The sequence below is a fragment of the Nonomuraea jabiensis genome (genome assembly GCF_014204795.1).
GTDB lineage: Bacteria > Actinomycetota > Actinomycetes > Streptosporangiales > Streptosporangiaceae > Nonomuraea > Nonomuraea jabiensis.
On sequence record NZ_JACHMB010000001.1, the window covers coordinates 11,289,822 to 11,311,746 of the forward strand.

Annotated in this window: 22 protein-coding genes; 15 read left to right on the forward strand and 7 right to left on the reverse strand. The window is 71.6% G+C overall.

The window, feature by feature from the left end; all coding sequences use genetic code 11:
• The first annotated feature begins 6 nt into the window (after positions 1-6).
• Entirely contained in the window at positions 7-642 is a 636-nt protein-coding gene (locus tag HD596_RS51605) for a TetR/AcrR family transcriptional regulator (protein ID WP_246555448.1), read from the forward strand.
• Here HD596_RS51605 and HD596_RS51610 read toward each other — a convergent pair.
• Positions 639-1,463, reverse strand: coding sequence for an HpcH/HpaI aldolase/citrate lyase family protein (locus tag HD596_RS51610; protein ID WP_185076786.1), 825 nt, complete (start codon positions 1,461-1,463; stop codon positions 639-641). The genes HD596_RS51605 and HD596_RS51610 overlap by 4 nt on opposite strands.
• Entirely contained in the window at positions 1,460-2,647 is a 1,188-nt protein-coding gene (locus HD596_RS51615) for a CaiB/BaiF CoA transferase family protein (RefSeq protein WP_185076787.1), read from the reverse strand. The genes HD596_RS51610 and HD596_RS51615 overlap by 4 nt, the downstream gene beginning before the upstream one ends.
• 57 nt (positions 2,648-2,704) lie before the next feature.
• On the opposite strand from HD596_RS51615, the gene HD596_RS51620 reads away from it, so the two are divergent.
• From HD596_RS51620 to HD596_RS63165, 4 genes are all read left to right on the forward strand, one after another.
• Entirely contained in the window at positions 2,705-3,358 is a 654-nt protein-coding gene (locus HD596_RS51620; RefSeq protein ID WP_246555449.1) for a GntR family transcriptional regulator, read from the forward strand.
• A 124-nt stretch (positions 3,359-3,482) separates the two neighbouring features.
• Complete coding sequence (locus tag HD596_RS51625; protein WP_185076788.1) at positions 3,483-4,208, forward strand: hypothetical protein; 726 nt, start codon at positions 3,483-3,485, stop codon at positions 4,206-4,208.
• 31 nt (positions 4,209-4,239) lie between these two features.
• Positions 4,240-4,944 carry an HAD family hydrolase gene (locus HD596_RS51630; RefSeq protein ID WP_185076789.1) on the forward strand — a complete coding sequence of 235 codons (705 nt, stop codon included), beginning with the start codon at positions 4,240-4,242 and terminating at the stop codon, positions 4,942-4,944.
• 65 nt (positions 4,945-5,009) lie between these two features.
• Positions 5,010-6,638, forward strand: coding sequence for an IS1634 family transposase (locus HD596_RS63165; RefSeq protein WP_185074260.1), 1,629 nt, complete (start codon positions 5,010-5,012; stop codon positions 6,636-6,638).
• A 153-nt stretch (positions 6,639-6,791) separates the two neighbouring features.
• Here HD596_RS63165 and HD596_RS51640 read toward each other — a convergent pair whose 3' ends face one another.
• Entirely contained in the window at positions 6,792-7,565 is a 774-nt protein-coding gene (locus HD596_RS51640; protein ID WP_185076790.1) for an inositol monophosphatase family protein, read from the reverse strand.
• A gap of 104 nt (positions 7,566-7,669) precedes the next feature.
• On the opposite strand from HD596_RS51640, the gene HD596_RS51645 reads away from it, so the two are divergent.
• Positions 7,670-8,410: a GntR family transcriptional regulator gene (locus HD596_RS51645; protein WP_185076791.1), complete on the forward strand. Its 741-nt coding sequence runs from the start codon at positions 7,670-7,672 to the stop codon at positions 8,408-8,410.
• On the opposite strand, the gene HD596_RS51650 is transcribed toward HD596_RS51645, so the two are convergent.
• From HD596_RS51650 to HD596_RS51665, 4 genes are all read right to left on the reverse strand, one after another.
• Positions 8,354-9,001, reverse strand: a complete 648-nt coding sequence (locus HD596_RS51650; RefSeq protein WP_185076792.1) for a DedA family protein — start codon at positions 8,999-9,001, stop codon at positions 8,354-8,356. The two genes, HD596_RS51645 and HD596_RS51650, sit on opposite strands and share 57 nt — an antisense overlap.
• Before the next feature lie 69 nt (positions 9,002-9,070).
• Positions 9,071-10,060 (reverse strand): aldo/keto reductase, encoded by a 990-nt coding sequence (locus HD596_RS51655; RefSeq protein WP_185076793.1) that lies wholly within the window; start codon positions 10,058-10,060, stop codon positions 9,071-9,073.
• A gap of 31 nt (positions 10,061-10,091) precedes the next feature.
• Positions 10,092-10,619: a P-loop NTPase family protein gene (locus HD596_RS51660; RefSeq protein ID WP_221519995.1), complete on the reverse strand. Its 528-nt coding sequence runs from the start codon at positions 10,617-10,619 to the stop codon at positions 10,092-10,094.
• An 88-nt stretch (positions 10,620-10,707) separates the two neighbouring features.
• Entirely contained in the window at positions 10,708-11,424 is a 717-nt protein-coding gene (locus HD596_RS51665; protein WP_185076794.1) for a hypothetical protein, read from the reverse strand.
• Positions 11,425-11,644: 220 nt separating this feature from the next.
• On the opposite strand from HD596_RS51665, the gene HD596_RS51670 reads away from it, so the two are divergent.
• The 9 genes from HD596_RS51670 (at position 11,645) to HD596_RS51710 (ending at position 21,890) form a co-directional block, all read left to right on the forward strand.
• A complete protein-coding gene (locus HD596_RS51670) occupies positions 11,645-12,022 on the forward strand; it encodes a DUF3592 domain-containing protein (protein ID WP_185076795.1) in 378 nt (125 codons plus the stop codon).
• A 137-nt stretch (positions 12,023-12,159) separates the two neighbouring features.
• On the forward strand, positions 12,160-14,073 hold the full coding sequence (locus HD596_RS51675; protein WP_185076796.1) for a glycoside hydrolase family 127 protein: 1,914 nt from the start codon (positions 12,160-12,162) through the stop codon (positions 14,071-14,073).
• Entirely contained in the window at positions 14,070-15,773 is a 1,704-nt protein-coding gene (locus HD596_RS51680; RefSeq protein WP_221519996.1) for an ABC transporter substrate-binding protein, read from the forward strand. The genes HD596_RS51675 and HD596_RS51680 overlap by 4 nt, the downstream gene beginning before the upstream one ends.
• On the forward strand, positions 15,774-16,688 hold the full coding sequence (locus HD596_RS51685; protein ID WP_185076797.1) for an ABC transporter permease: 915 nt from the start codon (positions 15,774-15,776) through the stop codon (positions 16,686-16,688). It begins immediately after the preceding gene.
• On the forward strand, positions 16,685-17,683 hold the full coding sequence (locus tag HD596_RS51690; RefSeq protein ID WP_246555450.1) for an ABC transporter permease: 999 nt from the start codon (positions 16,685-16,687) through the stop codon (positions 17,681-17,683). The genes HD596_RS51685 and HD596_RS51690 overlap by 4 nt, the downstream gene beginning before the upstream one ends.
• A complete protein-coding gene (locus HD596_RS63170) occupies positions 17,680-18,492 on the forward strand; it encodes an ABC transporter ATP-binding protein (RefSeq protein WP_185076798.1) in 813 nt (270 codons plus the stop codon). The genes HD596_RS51690 and HD596_RS63170 overlap by 4 nt, the downstream gene beginning before the upstream one ends.
• On the forward strand, positions 18,489-19,301 hold the full coding sequence (locus tag HD596_RS63175; protein ID WP_185076799.1) for an ATP-binding cassette domain-containing protein: 813 nt from the start codon (positions 18,489-18,491) through the stop codon (positions 19,299-19,301). The genes HD596_RS63170 and HD596_RS63175 overlap by 4 nt, the downstream gene beginning before the upstream one ends.
• Positions 19,298-20,572, forward strand: a complete 1,275-nt coding sequence (locus HD596_RS51705) for an alpha/beta fold hydrolase (RefSeq protein WP_313046785.1) — start codon at positions 19,298-19,300, stop codon at positions 20,570-20,572. The genes HD596_RS63175 and HD596_RS51705 overlap by 4 nt, the downstream gene beginning before the upstream one ends.
• On the forward strand, positions 20,565-21,890 hold the full coding sequence (locus HD596_RS51710; protein ID WP_185076800.1) for an aminopeptidase P family protein: 1,326 nt from the start codon (positions 20,565-20,567) through the stop codon (positions 21,888-21,890). Before HD596_RS51705 ends, HD596_RS51710 begins: the two co-directional genes overlap by 8 nt.
• Positions 21,891-21,925: the final 35 nt, after the last annotated feature.

Genomic DNA, 21,925 nt, shown 5'->3' on the forward strand with positions numbered 1-21,925 from the left:
AAGGGTATGACGAGCGCACCCATGAGCGGCCGCAAAGCGCAGGCCGCCCGCAACGACGAGTTGATCCTGCAGGCGGCCCGGGCGGTCTTCACCGCCGACCCCGGCGCCCCCATCGCGGCCGTGGCCGAGAAGGCGGGCGTCGGGATCAGCGCGCTCTACCGCCGCTACCCCAGCAAGGAGGCGCTGCTGCAGAAGCTGTGCGGCGACGGGCTCAAGCTCTACATCGAGATCACCGAGCGGTCGCTGGCCCAGGAAGGCGACCCGTGGGAGGCGTTCGCCACCTACATGCGCGGCATCGTGGACGCCGACACCAACTCCCTGACGATCAAGCTGGCGGGCACGTTCACGCCGACCGAGGAGCTGGGCCGCGACGCGATCCAGGCGTCGTCCCTGGCCACCGAGGCGCACCGCCGCGCGGTGGAGGCCGGCGTGCTGCGGCCGGACGTGACCACGGCGGACATCGCGCTGCTGTTCGAGCAGCTGGCCTCGATCAAGCTCGGCGACGAGGAGCGCACCGCGCAGCTGCGCCACCGCTACCTGGCGCTCGTGATGGACTCGCTGCGGATGCCGCCGGCGCACCGGGAGCTGCCGGGCCCTCCCCCCGTGGACGAGGAGCTGTCGGTGCGCTGGTACCCGTCCTAACCCTCCGGCTCGGCCAGGCGGCTCGCCAGCGCCACGGTGCGGCGGGCCCGGGCGACGATGGGGGCGTCCACGAAGCGACCGTCGGGCAGCGCGACCGCGCCGAGGCCCGCGCGCTCGGCCCGCTCGGCCGCCTCGACGATCTCCGCCGCCCGGGCCGCCTCCTCCGCCGAGGGGCGGAACGCCCGCCTGATCACGGGGATCTGGCGGGGGTGGATGGCGGTCCTGCCGAACATGCCGAGCCCCCGGCCCGCCAGGCAGGAGGCCAGCAGGCCGGCCTCGTCCTTGACGTTCGGGTAGACGGCCATGGGCACCGGCGGCAGGCCGGCCGCCGCCGCGGCCAGCACCACCTGGAGCCGCAGGTGGTCCATGGCCCGCTCGTCGGTGATGGCCAGCTCGGCGGCCAGGTCCTGCTCGCCGAGCGCGACGCCGGCGACCTTCGGGTGCGCCGCGATCTCGCGCGCCGCGACGATCCCGGCCGCCGACTCCAGCAGCGCGTACGCCGGAGCGCCGCTGACCGCGTCGAGCACGGCCGCGGACTCCACCTTGGGCAGCCGAACGGCGTCGGCGAGCTCCCCGACGGCCTCGAGGTCGGCCAGCCCGCGCCCGGTGGCCAGGTCGTTGACGCGCACGTGCACCCGCGCCTGCCCCTCGGCGTCCCGGCGGGCGCGCAGGTAGGCGACGGCGTTGGCGCGGGCCTCGTCCTTGCGGGCGGGTACGACCGCGTCCTCGAGGTCGATGATGACGACGTCCGCCCCGGAGGCGGCGGCCTTGTCGAAGCGCTCGGGCCGGTCGCCGGGCACGTACAGCCAGGTGACGTTCACGCGATCACGCCCTCTTCGCGCAGGGCGGCGATCGCCTCGCCGGTGTAGTCGAGCTCCGCGAGCACCTCGTCGGTGTCGCGCCCGAGCCGCCGTCCCGGCCAGCGGATCTCGCCGGGCGTGTCCGACAGGCGGAACAGGACGTTCTGCAGGGTGACCGAGCCGAGCTCCTCGTCCGGCACCTCCACGAACGTCTCCAGGGCCGCGTACTGCGGGTCCTCGGCGATGTCGGAGACGTCGTAGATCGGCGCGACCGCGGCCTGCGCCTCCTCGAAGCGGGCGATGACCTCGTCGGCGTCCCGCTCGGCGATCCACGACGCGACGGCCTCGTCCAGCTCGTCCACGTGCTGCACGCGCCCGCTGCCGCTGGCGAACCACGGCTGCTCCACCAGGTCGGGCCGCCCCACCAGGGTGACCACCCGCTCGGCGACGGGCTGGGCGCTGGTGGAGATGGCCAGCCACCGCCCGTCACGGGTCCGGTACGTGTTGCGCGGCGCGTTGCTGCTGGACCGGTTGCCGGTGCGGCGCGGCACGACGCCCAGCGCCTTGTACGCGGTCATCTGCGGCCCCAGGATGCCCAGGATCGGCTCGATGATCGCCAGGTCGATGACCTGTCCCCGCCCGCTCCGCTCCCTGGCGCGCAGGGCCACCATGATCGCGTACGACATGGCCAGGCCCGCGATGCCGTCGGCCAGGGCCAGCGGCGGCAGCGTGGGCGGCCCGTCGGGCTGGCCGGTCATGGCCGCGAACCCGCTCATGGCCTCGGCCAGCGTCCCGAACCCCGGCTGCTTGGCCATCGGCCCGAACTGCCCGAACCCGGTCATCCGCGCCACGATCAGCCGCGGGTTGAGCTCGAGCAGGTCTTCGGGGGCGAGGTTCCAGCGTTCCAGGGTGCCGGGGCGGAAGTTCTCGATCAGTACGTCGGACCGCTCGGCCAGGCGGCGCAGGATCTCCTGGCCCTCGGTCCGCGACAGGTCCACGGCCGCGGTGCGCTTGTTGCGCGCGAGCGTCTTCCACCACAGCCCCACGCCGTCCACGGAAGCGCCGTGCCCGCGCGACGGATCGCCGCGCCGGGGGTGCTCTATCTTGATCACGTCGGCGCCGAAGTCGCCCAGCATCATCGCGGCGGAGGGACCGGCGAACAGGGTCGCCGCGTCGATGACCCGCAGGTCGGCGAGGCTCGTCATAGGTATGTAACTTATAAGAAATATGTCATAGGTCAACCAGACAGGACACTCTTGGACATGTCGCCTACGGACCCGCGGCCGCCGATGAGCAAGGCCGAGTACGTCTACAGCGTGCTGCTCGACGAGATCCGCACCGCGCGGATCCCGGGCGGCACGGCGCTGCGGGCCGGGGAGGTGGCCCGCCGGCTGGGCGTGTCGGTCACCCCCGTGCGCGAGGCGCTGCGCAGGCTGGAGAAGGACCGGCTGATCAGCTACGAGGCGCATCACGGCGCGACCGTCGTGGACCTGGGCGACGAGGCCCTGGCCGAGTACTACGGCCTGCGCGCGGTGGTCGAGGGCCTGGGCGCGCGCCTGGCGGCGGGCCGGATCACCCCGGAGGAACTGGCCGGGCTGCGCGAGCTGCACGCCTCGATGGCCGAGGACGCCGCGCACGGCAGGCACGACCGGCTCGGCGAGCAGAGCAGGCGGTTCCACCTGCGCATCGTGGACATCGGCGGCCCGGCCTTCCTGGCCGCGCACGCCAGGTCGGTGCGCAACAGCTTCCCGGTGCCCGCCGAGGCGTCGCTCTGGCTGGACGAGGCCCAGGTGCGGGCCCAGCTCGAAGCCCACGAGGGCATCCTGAACGCGCTGGCGACCGGCGACGCCGAGACCGCGGAACGCATCATGATCGACCACGTGCGCCGGGCCGGTGATTACCGGCAACAGCACTGACCGAATACGTACGTCACGGTCGCCGATGACAAAAATCAGCGTTCGGCCCTGCTCTATTGCAACTCGATTACGGCTGTTGCACGATGGCCACTCAGGTGGTCTGGCACCCGAGGGGGCAGGGACTGTGGCGGACGCGTGGACACTGCATCCCGACTACCGGACCCCTCCGGTCCCCACCGGCGCAGGCGTCCTCCCGGGCCCCTGGCGGCATCCCGACGGCGGCCAGATCATGAACGGCACCTACGAGCGGTCCCTTCCCGACCGGCAGGTCGAGGTCGTCACCGTCTGGTACGGCTACGCGCTCAGCCACTGGAGCGGGCCGCGCATGCCGCGCTTCAGCAGCCCGCTGGTCTCGGCCTGGAACCCGGTGCTGGCCCAGGGGCTGGCCGTCGACCCGGACTCCCCCTCGCCGTACCACGACGAGCTGTGGTGCGACCGGTGGATCGCCGACGCCCTGCTGTACGGGCGCAAGCCGTACGGGGCGTTCACGCTGCCGGCGGCCGAGGCGCTGCGCTGGTTCGCCAAGAGCGGCGGCACCGGCCTGGTCTACCACGCGGAGCCGGCCGGCGGGCTGATCAGGGTCGTGGCGGGCACGGCCGAGCGTTACGCGCAGCTGTTCGACCTGGACGCGCTGATCGCCGACTACCGCGGCGCGCTGCCGCCCGAGCTGGCCGAGCCGGAGGTGGCGGCGCTGGAGGCGCACGGCGGCCACTCCCCCGCGCTGCGCTACATCCTCAGCGAGAACGGCGAGGCCCGCTTCGCCCGGGCGGCGCTGTCGGTCCGCGGCCTCACCCTCGGATACCCTCCACGGGAGACGGCCGCCCGCATCGCCGCCGCGGCCCTCTCGTGAGCGCACCCACCAGCTGAGCCGGAGCCACGCCGTGACCGCGAGACCCATGCCGGGCGTCAAAGGTGTCCTGTTCGACCTGGACGGCACCCTGCTCGACCACCGCAGCGCCGCCGACGCCGCGATCACGGCCTGGATGACGGCGCGCTTCCCCGGCCACCCGCGCCTGGAGGAGGTGGCCGCGCTCTGGGCGGTCCTGGAGGGGCGCTACCTGGCGATGTGGCACGCGGGCGAGTGCACCCATCAGGAGCAGCGGCACCACCGCCTGACCTCGCTCTGCCGGGAGCTGGCCGTGCCGGTGCCCGGCGACCTCGACTCGGCCTACGCCGACTTCGGCGAACGCTACCGGCAGGGCTGGACCGCCTACCCGGACGCGGCGCAGGCGGTGGCGGAGCTGGGCGGGTTCGCGCTCGGGGTGCTGACGAACGGGGCGCAGCGGATGCAGGAGGCGAAGGTCCGCGCGATCGGGCTGGCCGACCTGGTCGGGCCGGTGCTGACGGGCGAGGTGCTGGGCGGCCACTTCAAGCCGTCGCCCGCCTCCTACACCGGCGCCGCCGCGGCGCTGGGGCTGGCCCCGGAGCAGGTGCTGCTGGTGGGCGACGACGTCGACAAGGACGTGACGGGGCCGGCGGCGACCGGGATGCGCTCGGTCTGGCTCGACCGGCTCGGGGTCGAGCCGCCCCCCGCCGGCTTCCCGCGCATCACCTCACTGACCGAGCTCCCGCGACTGCTCCGCTAGCCCCGTTTTCCGCATGTGAGGTTGTTTGAAGATCGCTGGGTTGCTGTGGTGATCGTTGTCGCGGTATGACCTGGCTGGTGAGACAGCGTGCGGAGTGGGGTCGGGCCAGTGTCGAGAAGATACTGGGAGCGTTACCGGTGGTGGCAGGGTTCTGCTCCCGGCTGCGGATCCGGGAGCTGGTGGATGCGGCCTGCCCCGTACGCGATACCGCAGAGCTGACTCATGGCCAGGTGATCGAGGTGCTGGTGGCCAACCGGCTGACCTCGCCCGCTCCGCTGGTGCACGTCCAGGCATGGGCCAGGCAGTGGGCGGTGGGTGAGGCGTTCGGCGTCGAGCCCGAGTTGCTGAACGATGACCGGATCGGGCGTGCTCTGGATGCCATCGCCCCGCATCTGGATCAGCTCGTCGGATCGGTCGGGCTGGCCGCGATCGAGGCGTTCGGTATCGACGTGACCCGCTTGCACTGGGACATGACCTCGATCTCGCTGCACGGCGACTACGACGATGCCGAGTCCGGCTTCGCACGACCCAGGTTCGGTCATCCCAAGGACCGGCGGCCGGATCTGAAGCAGATCCAAAGCGGGATCGCCGTCAGCTCCGACGGCGCGATCCCGGTCTTTCACCGTGCCTACGACGGCGCCGCAGGGGAAGTGGCCCAGGTCATCGGCGCTATGCAGGCCCTGCAACGGCTGGCCGGCCCGCAGCAGGTCCTCATGGTCGGCGATTCCAAGCTGATCTCTTACGCCAACCTGGCCGCGATGATCGCCGATGAGGTGGGTTTCATCGCCCCCGCCTCCAAGATGTTCGTCAGCGCCCAGACGCTGGCCGGCCTCGATCTGGCCACGGCCCGGCCGGTGGATTACATCGCCGCCCGCGACGCCGGCAAGAGCGCCGACCGGCGCGGCGTCTGGCACGTGCGCGAAGACACCATGACGCTGGCCGGGCCGCGCAAGAACGACCCGGTGCTGAGGCTGCGGCGGATCTTCGTGCATTCCTCGGCCCGTGCTCAGGCGGCCGCCAGCGCCCGGGCCAAGAAGCTGGCGCGGGCCGGTGAGGATCTGGTCCGGCTGGAACGCGGCCTGGGCAGCCGCCACTATCCCGACGAGCAGGCGGTCACCGACCGGATCACCGCGATCGGCCGCGCCCGCCGGGTGAGCGCCTACCTGACCGCTGAGACCGGCACCGACCGGCTCACCGGCAAGCCCACCCTCGCCTGGCACTTCGACGCCCACGCCCTGGACGCTGAAGCCGCCACCGACGGCTGGTACGCCTTGCTGACCAACCTCGACCCACGTCAGGCCGATACCGAACAAGTGCTGCGCCACTACAAAGGCCAGGAAGCCGTCGAGCGCCGCTACCAGGCGTTCAAAGGCCCGCTGGCCGTCACCAACCTGTACCTCAAGAACAACCGCCGCATCAACGCGCTGATCACCGTCATCTGCCTGGCTCTGCTCATCTTCTGCCTGATCGAACGCCAAGTCCGCCTCGCACTGGCCGCCCGCGGAGCGACCAAGGTCGACGGGTTGTACGCCGGCAGGCCCGCCGTTCCCACCGGCAAGCTCGTCCTGGACGCGCTGACTGGCATCCGGCTGATCCCGGGCATCGGGCAGTCACCCCCGACCATCCCGCAACCCACCGATCTTCAACTCCATCTCCTGGACCTCCTCGACATCGATCCACGAGACCTCCGCTGAAGATCGCTCACATGCGGAAAACGGGGCTAGCGGCGTCACCGCGGCCGCCTCGCCTGCGGCGTCACCGCGGCCGCCTCGCCTGCGGAGTCACCGCGGCCGCTGCGGCGTCACCGCGGCTGCTTCGGCGTCACCGCGGCCCGCCTGCCTGCGGGGTCACCGCGGCGCGAGCTCGGCCAGCACCGAGCCGTCCAGGTCGAAGCCGCCCACGTGCGCCAGGTAGGACCCCTGCACCAGTGGGTCGCCGAGGTAGACGCCGCCCGCCTGGCGCACCAGCAGCGCCCCCGCCGCCACGTCCCAGGGGTGGGCGCGGGTGCCGTACGCGGCGTCCGACCAGCCGGCGGCGACGTGCGCGAGCTTGAGCGCGGCGCTGCCCGGCCTGCGCACCGCCGAGAAGGACTCCAGGAACCGGCCGTAGCGGCGCAACGCCTCCTCGCCGTCCGCCTCCAGGTCCGCGGGCGTCGGATAGCTCGACAGCAGCATCGCCTCCCGGTCTCTCGTGGCTCCGGCGCTCCTCAACGGCGTGCCGTTGCACCAGGCGCCCTCGGTGGAGGCGCTGAACTCGTCCTCGCGCACGGGGTCGTACACCACGCCGGCGACCAGCTCCCCGCGCGCGGCCACGGCGATCGACACGCAGAAGAACGGCAGCCCGGCGGCGAAGTTGGCGGTGCCGTCGATGGGGTCGATGTACCAGACGAGGTCGCCGGAGCCGGACGTGCCGCCCTCCTCACCGACGATCATGCTCTCGGGCACGCGGGCGGAGATGACCGCGCGGATGGTCTCCTCGGCGGCCCGGTCGTGCTCGGTCACCGGGTCGTGGAAGTCGCGTTTGGTGGACACCTCGGGGCGGGACCTGAAGGCCTTGCGCAGCCGGGGCCCGGCGGCTCTGGCCGCCTCGGTGGCGATGTCCAGCAGGTACGTCACGTCCATCTTCACTCCCAAAGCAGGGGAAAAAGGCTTCATGCCCCACTATGCCCATTTCGCCCTCTTCGGTTGTTTGTCAGGACATTCTGACCTGCGTTAAGCTGATCAGCATGACCGCGAATCTCGCCATCGACCTGGACCGATCCAGTCCCGTGCCGCTCTACTTCCAGGTGGCCGAGCAGATCGCCGAGGCCATCCGGCGAGGGGACCTGGCGCCCGGCTCCCGGCTGGACAACGAGATCCTGCTGGCCGACAAGCTGGGCCTGTCGCGGCCCACGATCCGCCAGGCCATCCAGTATCTCGTGGACAAGGGCCTGCTGGTGCGCAAGCGCGGCGTCGGCACCCAGGTCGTCCACGGGCAGGTCAAGCGCTCGGTGGAGCTGACCAGCCTCTACGACGACCTGCGCAGGGCGGGCCAGGAGCCGGCCACGCAGGTGCTGGCGCTGGAGCCGCGCCCGGCCGAGGAGGAGGTCGCCGGCATCCTGGGCGTGGCGGCGGGCACGGAGGTCCTCTATCTCGAGCGCCTGAGGTTCGCGGCCGGGGAGCCGCTGGCGGTCCTGCACAACTGGCTGCCGATCGGCCTGGCCCAGCTCACCGCCGCCGGGCTGGAGAGCCGCGGCCTGTACGAGCTGCTGCGCGCTGCGGGCGTGCGGATGCGGGTGGCCAACCAGCGGATCGGCGCGCGGGCCGCCACCCAGGCCGAGGCCCGGCTGCTGGCCGAGCGCCGCGGCGCGCCGCTGCTGACCATGGTCCGCACCACGTACGACGACCAGGGCCGGGCCGTCGAGCACGGCTCACACGTCTACCGGGCCTCGCACTACTCCCTCGAGGTCACCCTCATCGAGCGCTGAGGCGGCCCGCCGCTTCAGGTAGAGCGTGGTGCAGATCCCGAACACCACCGCCACCGCGAGCCCCACCCACGAGAAGCCCTTCAGCCACTTCTCGGCGACGAGCCCGAGATAGAAGATCACCGTGGTGGTGCCGCCCGCCCACACGATCCCGCCGAGCACGTTGGCGACGGCGAACTTCCAGTACGGCATCCGCAGCGCCCCCGCCAGCGGCCCGGCCAGGATGCGCAGCAGCGCGATGAAGCGCCCGACGAAGACCGCCCACACCCCGAACCGCTGGAAATACCCTTCGGCCTTGGCGACGTGCCGGGGCCCGAAGTGCTTCGGGAAGCGCCGCCCGAGCCGCTCGAACAGGGGCGCGCCGCCCCTGCGCCCGATCGCGTAGCCCACGGAGTCCCCCAGGATCGCCCCGGCGCTCGCGCACGCGCCGACCCAGAAGGGGTGCACCACGCCCTTGGAGGCCAGGATCGAGGCGCTGACCAGGACGATCTCGCCGGGCAGCGGGATGCCGAGGCTCTCGAAGCCGATCACCAGCGCGACCATGGCGTAGAGCCAGCCGGCCGGGATCGCCTGCAACCATTCGTCGATATGCACGCGCGCAACCCTAGCGCCGTCACATCACCACAAGACCCGCGATCGAGACCTTCCTTCCGCACCGGACGGTCAGCGTTCGCTGTCCAGCATGGACATCTGCGCCTCGGCGTACCGGGAGCCGGCGGCGGCGCCCTCGGGGACGACCGCCTCGATGGCCGCCAGGTCCTCGGCGCTCAGGCTGACGTCCAGGGCGCCCAGGGCCTCGGCCAGCCGCTCGCGCCGCCGCGCCCCGACGAGCGGGACGATCTCCTCGCCCTGGGCCAGCACCCAGGCGATGGCCAGCTGCGCGACCGTGGCCCCCTTGGCCTCGGCGAGGCCCCGCAGCGCCTCCACCAGCGCGAGGTTGTGCGCCAGATTGTCGCCGGAGAAGCGCGGGCTGGCGGCGCGGAAGTCGCCGGCGGTCACCTCGCGGTCCTTGGACCAGTGGCCGCTGAGCAGCCCCCTGGACAGCACCCCGTACGCGGTCACGCTGACGCCCAGCTCGCGGCAGGCCGGCAGGATGTCCCGCTCGATCCCCCTGGACAGCAGCGAGTATTCGAGCTGCACGTCGGCGATCGGGTGGACGGCGTGGGCCCGCCGGATGGTCTCGGCCCCGGCCTCGGACAGCCCGACGTGCCGCACGTGCCCCTTGGCGACCTCCTCGGCGATGGCGCCGACGGTCTCCTCGATCGGCACGGCCGGGTCGACCCGCGCGATGCGGTAGACGTCCACGTGGTCGGTGCCGAGGCGGCGCAGGGTGTAGGCGAGCGAGGTCTTGACGGCCGCGGGCCGGCCGTCGAAGCCGAGCCAGTTGCCGTCGTAGTCGCGCTGCGCCCCGAACTTCACGCTGATCCGCACGTCGTCGCGCGAGCGGCCGTCGAGCGCCTGGCGGATGAGCAGCTCGTTATGACCCATGCCGTAGAAGTCGCCGGTGTCGAGCAGCGTGATGCCGGCGTCGAGGGCGGCGTGGATGGTGGCGATGGACTCGGACGTGTCGGCCGGCCCGTACAAGTCGGACATTCCCATGCAGCCCAGCCCGAGGTCGGACACGACAGGTCCGTCGGTTCCCAGAGTTCTCATATGACCAGTATGCCCATCGCGCTGACAGATTTCAATTTTTGTCAGCGCATGCAAGCCGCTCGAAGTCCGCCCGGGACGCCACGCGGACGAAGTCGAGGTGCGCGTTGGCGGGATCGGCGGCGGCCCGCCGGTAGTGCTCGCGGTAAACGGCGTGCTGCTTCCAGGCGAACCGGATGATCGACTCGTCCTTGTCGAGGAGGAAGCGGAAGGATTCCCTGTTGCCGTTCCACAGCTCGGCGCCGGTGGCCATCCGGCGCAGCGTCCTGACCAGGAGCTGGCGCATGACCGCCGGCCTGGGCAGGTCGATCCAGACCACGGTGTCGGCCCGCGACCACACCAGGTCGCGCACGGCGGAGTAGTTGCCGTCGACCACCCACCCGTCGCCCGCCGTGAACGCCTCGACCTCGGCCCTGAACTCCTCCGGCGGGCGCGGCGTCCACCCCGCCATGTGGAAGACGGAGTCGAGCTCCAGCCACGGCACCCCCAGCCGCCCGGCCAGCGCGGCCGCCAGCGTCGACTTCCCCGACCCGGAGTTCCCCACCACGGATACGCGTCTCACCCGGCACAATCTACTGCCGGGGCGGGCCTGCCAACGGAAGATCATGCGTTTGCGCACGTCAGCCAGGAGGAGCGGTTCGACGGGCTCGTCACATGCTGAGGTCCCCCGTCTCCATGTAGATCTCGCCGGCCACCTCCACCCGGGCGTGGAAACCGTGCTCCCCGGTACGGGAGACGCCCAGGTCGAAGGCCCCCTCCGCCGTGTCGCCCGCCACGAGCCGCCGCCGGGGCGTGTCCGCCCGGCCGAACGTCACCGGCACCGGACGCTCGAAGTCCGCCGGCGGCTCGCCGGTGACGCCGGGCTCGTGGCGCACGGTCCCCGGGACGAGGCGGACGGTGAGGACCTGGTCGAAGTCGGGGCGGGCGGTGATCTCGTGCGCGAGGTGCAGCCCGCCCGCCCGGCCGAAGCACAGGTAGCGCAGCGGTGCCTCGTCGTCGTGACGGGCCGCCGGGTCGAGCCGCCGGAAGAGGAAGACGCGCTTGACGCGCGCCGTGACGTCCTCGGCGATCGGGGTGCCGCCGCGCTCGAAGTGTCCCCGGAAGACGGTGCCCCGCAGCGAGGCCCGCACCGGACCGGCGTCGGGGTCGAGCTCCAGGATGTCGAACGGGTCCGGCACGAACGTGCGCAGGTCGTCGACCTTGCGTACCGCCTCGCGGACGTCGTCGCGGAAGTCGACCTCCATGAGCGCCTGGAAGCGGTGCGCCGGGACGTGGAACATCGGCAGGTGCGAGAAGTAGAGCGGGTCGTCGCCGAAGAGCAGCATTCCATGGACGTCGAACGTCTCGGGCTGGGCGTGGTCGTGCATCGTCGCCTCCGGTTTTCCGCTGGACACCCAGTACAGCCCCGGCGGCGCGACGAACGCCTGAGTACGGGCTACTCAATCGGCCCCCCTGTAATCGGCCCCCCTGTAATCGGCCCCCCTGTAATCGGCGCTGTGTAATCGGCGCTCAAGCCGCGTGCAATCCGCCCCGCGTACAACAGCGGGGAACACGCCTGCGGCGGGCGCGAAGAGAGCGGGGAGAGCGATGGGCACGGGTCTGTGGATGTCGATGGCGATCACGGGGGCGACGATGCTGGTCCTGGCGTGCGTCGGACTGCCGTTCCTGATCGCCTCCTGGAACGGCCGGCAGCTCCTGGCCACCGGCATCGCCGCGCAGGCGGTGATCGAGTCGATGGCCGACACCGGCGTGACGATCAACGGGCAGCCGCTCGTCAGCTTCGTCCTGGGCGTGCGGACGCGGGACGGGCAGGTGCACCGGGTCACGCACCGGCAGTCGCTGCCGCGCCTGCCCATGGGCATGGTCGTGCCCGGCGCGGTGGTGCCGGTCAAGGTGGACCCGCAGCGGCGCGACCGGGTGCGCATCGACTGGGCGTCCTGGCGTCCCACCCCGTACGGCGCGTAGCCGCCGAGAGCCAGACCGACCCGTCCGGTGGTTTCCGGACGGGTTACGTTCTTTTTTCCATCCGGTCCTAACCCTTGGCAACTCACCTCCCAGACACCTAAGGTTCAGTGCAATGCCACACATTACTGGGAAGGTTCATGACGTCCAAGCAGGTCAGGCCCCTGGCCGGCGCCGTACGCACCTCCAAAGGAGCAGTTCGGCCGCTGTCCGGAGCACGCATCACCGGCGGACTGCTGCATGACTGGCAGCGCCGCAACCGCAGGGCCACAATCCCCCACACCATCGAGCAGCTCCGCGCGGCGGGCAACGTCGCCAACCTGAGCCGCCTCCTGGAGGACGCCCCCGCCCCCTACCGGGGCCGGTACCCGTTCCTCGACACCGACCTGTACAAGACCCTCGAAGGTCTGGCGTACGAGCTCGGCGACGGCGACACCTCGGCCAGGGAGTTCTTCGACGAGGTGGTCGGCCTGCTGGAGCGGGTCCAGGCCGGCGACGGCTACCTCAACTCCTTCTTCCAGGACCCGGCGGCTGCCAAGAAGCCCTGGGAGGACCTGACCTGGGGGCACGAGCTGTACAACTTGGGCCACCTCATCCAGGCGGCCGTCGCCGCGAACCGGCGGATGGGCGACGACCGGCTGCTGCGCGTGGCCACGCGCTTCGCCGACCTGGCGGTGGAACGGTTCGCGGAGAGGGGGATCTGCGGCCACCCCGAGGTGGAGATGGCCCTGGTCGAGCTGTTCAGGGAGACGGGCGAGCGCCGCTACCTGACGCTGGCCGCGGCGTTCGTCGACCGCAGGGGCACCGGGCAGATGGAGCACAGCATCTTCCCCGGCGAGTACTTCCAGGACCACGTGCCCTTGCGCGAGCTGCCGTCGGTGACCGGCCACGCGGTGCGGATGGCCTACCTGGCGGCGGGCGCGGCCGACGTCTTCCTGGAGACCGGCGACCGGTCGCTGTTCGAGGCGCTGGAGCGGCTCTGGGACGACATGGTGGCGACCAAGCTGTACGTCACCGGCGGCCTGGGCAGCCGCCACTCCGACGAGGCGATCGGCGACCGGTACGAGCTGCCGTCCGAGCGCGCCTACAGCGAGACCTGCGCGGCCATCGGCGTCATGCAGTGGGCGTGGCGGATGTTCCTGGCCGGCGGCGACGCGAAATACCTCGACGTGTTCGAGCGCGTGCTCTACAACGCCTACGCCGTGGGCCTGTCGGCCGACGGCACGGCGTTCTTCTACGACAACCCGCTGCAGCGCCGCCCCGACCACGCGCAGCGCAGCGGCGCGGAGGCGGGCGGCGAGGCGCTGCGCCGCGCCTGGTTCACCTGCCCGTGCTGCCCGCCCAACATCGTGCGGTGGATGGCCCAGCTCGCCGACTACGTGGCGGCCGAGCGCGACGGCGCCGTGCTGATCGCCGCCTACACGCCGGCCACGATCCGCACGGCCGAGCTGGAGCTGGCGATGGAGACGGCCTACCCGTGGGACGGCGACGTGCGCATCGTCGTCGAGCGGGCGCCGGACGGGCCGTACGGGCTGGTGCTGCGCGTGCCCGGCTGGGCCGGGAACGTGACAGTCACCGTCAACGGCGAGCCCTGCCAGGCGCCGCGCTCCGGCGGCTGGATCACCCTGCACCGTGCGTGGTCGCCGGGCGACGAGGTGCGCCTCACCCTGCCGATGCCGGTCCGGGCGCACGGCTCGCACCCCCACCTGGACGCCACCCGGGGCGCGCTCAGCCTGGCCCGGGGGCCGCTGGTGTACTGCGTCGAGCAGCACGACAGCCCGCAGGCCCCCGTCGACGACCTGCTCGTCGGCGCCCACGACGTTGTCAACGCGCACACCGAGCGCCGTGACGCGGCCGTCGTGCTGCGTCTGGAGGCGGACGCGGCTCCCCCGCCCGCCGCCGAGCTCTACCCCGAGCTCCCTCTGCACGAGGCGCTCCCGGAGACGAGGGTCGCGGCGACCTTCGTCCCGTACTTCCTGTGGGGCAACCGCGGCCCCCAAGCCATGCGGGTCTGGGTCAGGACCCCCTGGACCAACGGAAAGAAGGCATCATGATGAGGAGATCGGCGGCGCTCGCGAGCGTCACCATGACCACCGTGCTGGCGCTCACCGCCTGTGGCGGGGGCGGCGGCGCGGCGGCCCCCGGCACGGGGACGGGCACGGGCGCCTCGGGCGGGCCGGGCGCGCCCGCCGCGACGGGCGGCACCGTGCGCATCCTGGCCAAGGCGGACTTCTCCCATCTGGACCCGGTGCGCGGCTTCGACGGCGGAGTGAACAACTTCTACCGGCTCATCTACCGGGGGCTGACGATGTTCGGCGCGGGTCCGGGCGCCGAGGGCACGAAGATCGTGCCCGACCTGGCCACCGACACGGGCACGCCGTCCGACGGCGGCAAGACGTGGACGTTCACGCTCAAGGACAACCTGTTCTTCGAGGACGGCTCGCCGATCAACAGCGAGTCCGTGAAGTTCGGCTTCTCGCGCACGTTCGACCCGGAGGCCGGGATCGGCTCGCCGTACGGCAAGCTGCTGCTGGACGCGCCGAAGGACTACAAGGGCCCGTACCTGGACGGCGACCTGAAGACGATCGAGACGCCCGATGACAAGACGGTCGTCTTCCACCTGAAGAAGCCCTTCGCCGACTTCCCGAGCGCGCTCGCGCTGGCCAACTTCACCCCCTTCCCCAAGGGCACGGGGGCGGGCGCGGCGTTCGACACCAAGCCGATCGCGAGCGGGCCGTACAAGCTGGAGAGCTACCAGCGCGGCGCCTCGCTGAAGCTGGTGCGCAACCCGCAGTGGAAGCGTGAGACCGACAGCGTGCGGGCGGCCAAGCCGGACGCGTTCGAGTGGACGTTCGGCCTGGACCCGGCCACGATCGACGAGCGCATGCTGGCCGAGCAGGGCACCGACACCGACGCCATCGGCCCGTCGATCCAGGCGGCGACCGTGGCGCGGGTGCAGGCGCCGCAGATCAAGCAGCGCACGCTGTCCGGGCTCAACGGCTGCACCACGTACATGGGCCTGAACACCACCAAGAAGCCCCTCAACGACGTGCGGGTGCGCCAGGCGATCAACTACGCGATCAACAAGGACACCGTGGTCGCCGGCATGGGTGGCGGCGCGCTGGCCGCCAAGGGCACCTCGATCCAGCCGCCCACGGTCGCGGGCCGGGTGGACTACGACCCGTACCCGTACAACCCCGAGGAGGCCAAGAAGCTGCTGGCCGAGGCCGGCCAGGCCGACGGGTTCACCCTGACGCTCGACACCCGCCCGGACCCGAAGATGGCCGCGGTCGCGGTGGCGATCCAGGACGCGCTCAAGCAGGTGAAGATCGACGTCAAGATCAACAACATCGACACCTCCACGTACTACGAGGTCATCGGAACGCCGGCGCAGCAGCACGACGCCGCCGTCACCGGCTGGTGCCCCGACTGGGCCTCCGGCGCGACGTTCCTGCCGCCGCTGTTCGACGGCCGCAACATCACCTCCAAGGGCAACTCCAACCTCGCGCAGATCAACGACAAGGGCATCAACCAGCGGATCGACGAGATCGCCGCGATGACGGACGTGCAGGCGGCCAACGCGGCCTACGGCGAGCTCGACAAGCAGATCATGAAGGAGGCGCCGGTCGTCCCGCTGGCCTACGAGAAGCTCATCCTCCTCGTCGGCTCCAACATCGCCGGCGCCTACCAGTCCAACTCCTTCTCCGGCGGCATCGACCTGATCTCCGTCGGCCTGGCGAAGCCGACGAAGTAGATGGCCGTCGCCGCTTACTCCCCGAGCACGTCGAGGGCACGGGTCACGAGCGCGCTGCTGCGCGACAGGGGCGCGGTGCTGAGCACCGCGTTCCTGTCGCTGATCGTGCTGATGGCGATCTGCGCGCCGCTGATCAGCGCGATCACCGGCCACGGCCCGAACGACTTCGACACCGCCGCCGTCGACACCGACCTGGGCGGGGTGCCGCGCGGGTCGCTCGGCGGCATCAGCGCCGAGCACCTGCTGGGCGTCGAGCCGCAGAACGGCCGCGACATCCTGGCCCGCATCGCCTACGGCGCCCGCGTCTCCCTGCTGATCGCGGTCTCCGCCACGGCGCTGACGACCCTGCTGGGCGTGGTGCTGGGCATGCTGGCCGGGTTCTACCAGGGCTGGGTGGACCAGGTGATCTGCCGGGTCATGGACTTCCTCATGGCCTTCCCCGCGCTCATCTTCATGATCGCGATCCTGTCGTCGCTGCCGCAGGGCAACCGGCCGGTGCTGCTGGTCCTGGTGATCAGCGTGTTCGGCTGGCCGTACCTGGCGCGGGTGGTGCGCGGGCAGACGCTGACGCTGGTGAACAGGGAGTTCGTGGAGGCCGCCCGCGCGTCGGGCGCCTCCACGGGCGCGCTGGTGTTCAAGGAGATCCTGCCGAACCTGCGCAGCTCGCTGATCGTGATGACCACCCTGGCCGTGCCCGGCTACGTCGGCACCGAGGCGGGGCTGTCGTTCCTGGGCGTCGGCGTCACGCCGCCGACGCCGTCGTGGGGCCAGATGATCTCGAGCTCGGTCGCCTGGTACTCCGTCGATCCGATGTACTTCGCGATCCCCGGCGGGTTCCTGTTCCTCACCGTGCTGTCGCTGACGGTGCTCGGCGACCGGCTGCGGGCCGCCTTCGACGCCGGGGAGGCCTCATGATGGCGCGTTACATCGCCGGGCGGCTCGCCGGGGTGGTGCTGATCCTCTTCCTGGTGTGCCTGTTCACGTTCATCATCTTCTTCACGCTCCAGCCCGACCCGGCGGTGATGATCTGCGGCAAGACGTGCACGCAGGAGCGCATCGACCAGATCCACGCCGTGCTGGGGTTGGACGAGCCGCTGGTGAAGCAGTTCTTCGGCTTCCTCATCGGGATCTTCGCCGGGCGCGACTACGGCGAGGGCGCCAACCTGGTGCACTGCGGCGCCCCCTGCCTGGGCTACAGCTTCCAGACCGGCCAGTCCGTGTGGGACATGGTGGTCGACCGGCTGCCGGTCAGCGCCACGGTCGCGATCGGGGCCGCGGTGCTGTGGCTGCTCATCGGGATCGCCGCCGGGCTGCTGAGCGCGGTCAAGGAGGGCACCTGGTGGGACCGCACCGCCATGGGGCTGGCGCTGGGCGGCTCCAGCGTCCCCAACTACGTGCTGGCGCTGGCGCTGCAGTACGTGCTGGTGGTGCAGCTGCAGGTGCTGCCGTTCCCGCGGGCCGTGGCCTTCGCCGACGATCCGGTGGTGTGGTTCCAGTCGTACCTGATGCCGTGGATCGTGCTGGCCACCGGCTACGCCTGCCTCTACAGCAGGCTCACCCGGGCGAACGTGATCGACACCCTCGCCGAGAACTTCATGCGCACGGCCCGGTCCAAGGGCCTGAGCCCGGCGCTGACCATGCGCAGGCACGCCCTGCGCCCGGCGCTGACCCCCATCGCCACGATCTTCGGCATGGACTTCGCGGCGCTGCTGGGCGGCGCGCTGATCACCGAGACGGTCTTCGGGCTGAACGGGGTCGGCAAGATGGCCGCCGACTCCATCACCAAGAACGACCAGCCGGTGATCATGGCGGTGACGCTGCTGGCGGCGTTCTTCGTGGTGGTCGGCAACGTGGTGATCGACCTCGTCTACACGAGGCTGGACCCGAGAGTGAGGATCACGGCGAAATGAGCGACCTGCTTGTCGTGGAGGACCTCACCGTCACCTTCCCCACCACGCGCGGCCCCGTGGACGTGGTCAAGGGCGTGTCCTTCACCGTCGGACGGGACGAGACGGTCGGGATCGTCGGCGAGTCCGGGTCCGGCAAGTCCATGACCAGCCTGGCCGTCATGGGGCTGCTGCCCAAGGGCGCCAGGACCAGCGGCAGCATCCGGCTGGACGGCGTGGAGCTGCTGGGGCGCCCGGACCGGGAGCTGCGGCGGCTGCGCGGCGACCAGATGTCGATGATCTTCCAGGACCCGCTGTCGTCCCTGAACCCGTACTACACGGTCGGCCTGCAGATCGAGGAGATGTACCGCGCCCACCGCGGCGGCTCCCGCGCGGCGGCGCGCAAGGTCGCGGTCGAGGCGCTGCGGCAGGTGGGCCTGCCCGAACCGGAGCGGCGGGTGGACTACTACCCGCACCAGTTCTCCGGCGGGCAGCGGCAGCGCATCATGATCGCGATGGCTTTGGTGTGCTCGCCCGCGCTGCTGATCGCCGACGAGCCGACCACGGCCCTGGACGTGACCGTGCAGGCGCAGATCCTCAAGCTGCTGGCCGGACTGCGGCAGGAGCGCGGCATGGGCATGGTGTTCATCACGCACGACCTGGCCGTGATCAGCTCGATCGCGACCCGCGTGCTGGTGATGCGCCAGGGCGAGCAGGTCGAGTACGGCACGGCCGAGCAGGTCTTCGCCGAGCCGCGCCACGACTACACCCGGATGCTGCTGGACAGCATCCCGCGCATCGACGACCCAGTAGACGGTGAGGTGAAGGCATGACGCTGCTGCGGGCCAAGGACCTGACCAAGCGGTTCGTCTCGCGCGGCCCGCTGGGCGCCAAGGCCGAGTTCACGGCGGTCGACCGGGTCAGCTTCGAGGTGCGGCTCGGCGAGACGCTGGCCGTGGTCGGCGAGTCCGGCAGCGGCAAGTCGACGACCGCCCGCATGATCGCCAAGCTGATGGACCCGAGCGAGGGCACGCTGGAGTTCGACGGCGAGGACGTCACCCATGCCAAGGGGGCGGCGCTGGCCCGCTTCCGCGCCAACGTCCAGGTCGTCTTCCAGGACCCGTTCTCCTCGCTCAACCCCCGCCACACGGTGGAGCGGATCCTGATGGCGCCGCTGGACTACCAGGGCATCGCCCCCGACGGCGGCCGGCGGGCGCACGCCAAGGAGCTGATGGAGCGGGTCGGGCTGAACCCCGACCACTCCCTGCGCTACCCCGCGCAGTTCTCCGGCGGGCAGGCGCAGCGCATCGGCATCGCCCGCGCGCTGGCCGTCAACCCCAAGCTGGTCATCTGCGACGAGGCCGTCTCCGCGCTGGACGTGTCGGTGCAGGCACAGGTGATCGAGCTGCTGCGGCGGCTGCAGCGCGAGAGCGGCTTCAGCTACGTGTTCATCGCCCACGACCTGGCCGTGGTCCGGCAGATCGCGCAGCGGGTCGCGGTGATGAGCGAGGGGAAGATCGTCGAACTGGGGGACGCCGAACAGGTCTTCGGCGAGCCCCGGCACGATTACACGCGTACGCTGCTGGCGGCCATCCCGCGCATCAACCCGGAGTGGGACCGCCGCAGGAGGGAGAAGCTGTGATCACCGCGACCTACACGATCCCGGGCATGCGGGTACGCGACCACGTCGTGGAGGTGCCGCTCGACTGGTCGGACCCCGAGGCCACGATCAGGGTCTTCGCCAGGGAGCTCGTCGCCCCCACCCGGGACGGCGACGACCTGCCGTGCCTGCTCTACCTGCAGGGCGGGCCCGGCGGCAAGGGGCCGCGTCCCGTCGGCACGTCGGGCTGGCTCGGCAAGGCGCTGGAGACGTACCGGGTGATCCTGCTCGACCAGCGGGGCACGGGCCGCAGCTCGCGGATCGACGGGCGGGTCATGAACGCGCTCGACCCGCAGGAGGGCGCCGACTACCTGGCCCACTTCCGCGCGGACTCGATCGTGGCCGACGCCGAGCACCTGCGCAAGACCGTCTTCGGCGGGCGGCGCTGGTCGACGCTCGGGCAGAGCTACGGCGGCTTCCTGACGATGACGTACCTGTCGCAGGCGCCCGAGGGCCTGAGCGCCTGCTACGTGGCCGGCGGGCTGCCCTCCCTGGACCCCGACGCGTCGGAGGTCTACCGGCGCACCTATCCCCGGGTCGCGGCCAAGAACGCCGAGTTCTACCGCCGCTACCCGCACCACGCCGAGACGGTGTCCCGGCTGGCCGACCGGCTGGCCTACGGCGACGTGCTGCTGCCCGACGGCGACACGCTCACCGTGCGGCGGCTGCAGTCGCTGGGGATCGACTTCGGCATGAAGCCGGGATACGAGCGCATGCACTGGCTGCTCGACGAATCCGCTGAATTGCCGGAGACGTTCCTGCACCAGGTACTGGCCCGCTCCTCCTACGCCGACAACCCGCTGTTCGCCGCGCTGCAGGAGAGCATCTACGGCTCCGGGCCCGGCGCGACCGCCTGGGCGGCGCAGCGCGAGCGCGCCAACCACCCCGCCTTCGCCGAGGACGCCCGGCCGCTGCTGTTCACCGGCGAGATGATCTACCCCTGGATGTTCGCCGAGATCCGCGCGCTGCGCCCCTTCCGCGCCGCCGTCGACCTGCTCGCCGAGCGGGCCGAGTGGCCGGCGCTGTACGACCTGGACCGCCTGGCGGCCAACGAGGTGCCGGTGGCGGCGGCCGTCTACTTCGACGACATGTACGTCGACTCGGGGCTGCAGCTGGACACCGCCTCCCGGGTGGGCAACACGCAGGCCTGGGTCACCAACGAGTACGAGCACGACGGCATCGGCGAGGAGCGCGTCTTCGCCCGCCTGACCGGACTGGTCCGCGACATAGGAGGAGGAATCACCAGTGAGTGACGGCAAACCCCCCAGGCTGACAGAGGTCCCCGCGTTCCGCGAGTTCATCGCCCAGGGCTGGGACGCCCCCGCCCGCACCCCCGACGTCGTGCCGGGGGCGGCCGAGGCGGCCGCCGCGCACCGCGAGCGCCTGGCCACCGCGCTGCCCGGCCGGACCGTGGTGGTCAAGGCGGGCCGGGCGCCGGTACGCAGCAACGACACCGCCTACGACTTCCGCGTGGACAGCGACTTCTACTGGCTCACCGGCTGCGCCGTGGAGAACGCCGTGGCCGTGATCGCGGACGGCGCCGCCACCCTCTACCTGCCGCCGCCCGCCCGCCCCGGCGACCTCGGCTTCTTCGCCGACGCCGCCTACGGGGAGCTGTGGGTGGGCCCGTCACCGTCCCTCGCCGAGTGGTCGGCGGCGCTCGGGGTCGCGGTGCGGCCGCTGTCCGACTTCACGGACACCTCCGAACCGGTGGAGGAGCTCCCCCGGGTGCTGGCCGAGCTACGCATGATCAAGGACGAGTGGGAGATCGGCCAGCTGCGCGAATCCGTGGACCGCACGGTCGAGGGCTTCGCGGCCGTGCTGGCCGAGGTCCCCGCGGCGATCGAGGGGGCGGGCGAGCGGTGGCTGCAGGGCACGTTCGACCGCTACGCCAGGGCGTACGGCAACGGCCCCGGCTACGCCACCATCGTCGGCAGCGGCCCGCACGCCCCCACCCTGCACTGGGTGCGCTGCGACGGGCCCGTCCTGCCGGACCAGCTGCTGCTGCTCGACATGGGCGTGGAGGTCCGCAGCCACTACACCGCCGACGTCACCCGCACCTTCCCCGCCTCCGGCACCTTCTCCCCCGCCCAGCGGCAGGTGCACGACCTGGTGGAGAAGGCGCACCGGGCGGGCCTGGCGGCGGTCGGCCCCGGCCGGCGCTTCACCGACTTCCATTACGCGGCGATGGAGGTCATCGCGCGCGGGCTGGACGACTGGGGGCTGCTGCCGGTCTCGGTGGACGAGGCCCTGTCGGACGCCGGCCAGCACCACCGCCGCTACCTGATCTGCGGCATCGGCCACCACCTGGGCCTGGACGTGCACGACTGCGCCCAGTCCAGCCCGGAGGCCTACCACGGGGCCGCCATGGCACCGGGCATGGTGCTCACCGTCGAGCCTGGCCTGTACTTCCACGCCCACGACCTCACGGTCCCGCCGGAGCTGCGCGGGGTGGGGGTGCGGATCGAGGACGACCTGCTGGTGACGCCGGCCGGCGCGGAGATCCTGTCGGACGCCCTGCCCATCGACGCCTCCGGCCTGGAACGCTGGGCCAAGGAGTCCACCGCCTGACCCCGCGGGTTCTCCCGGCACCACCCCACACGGCG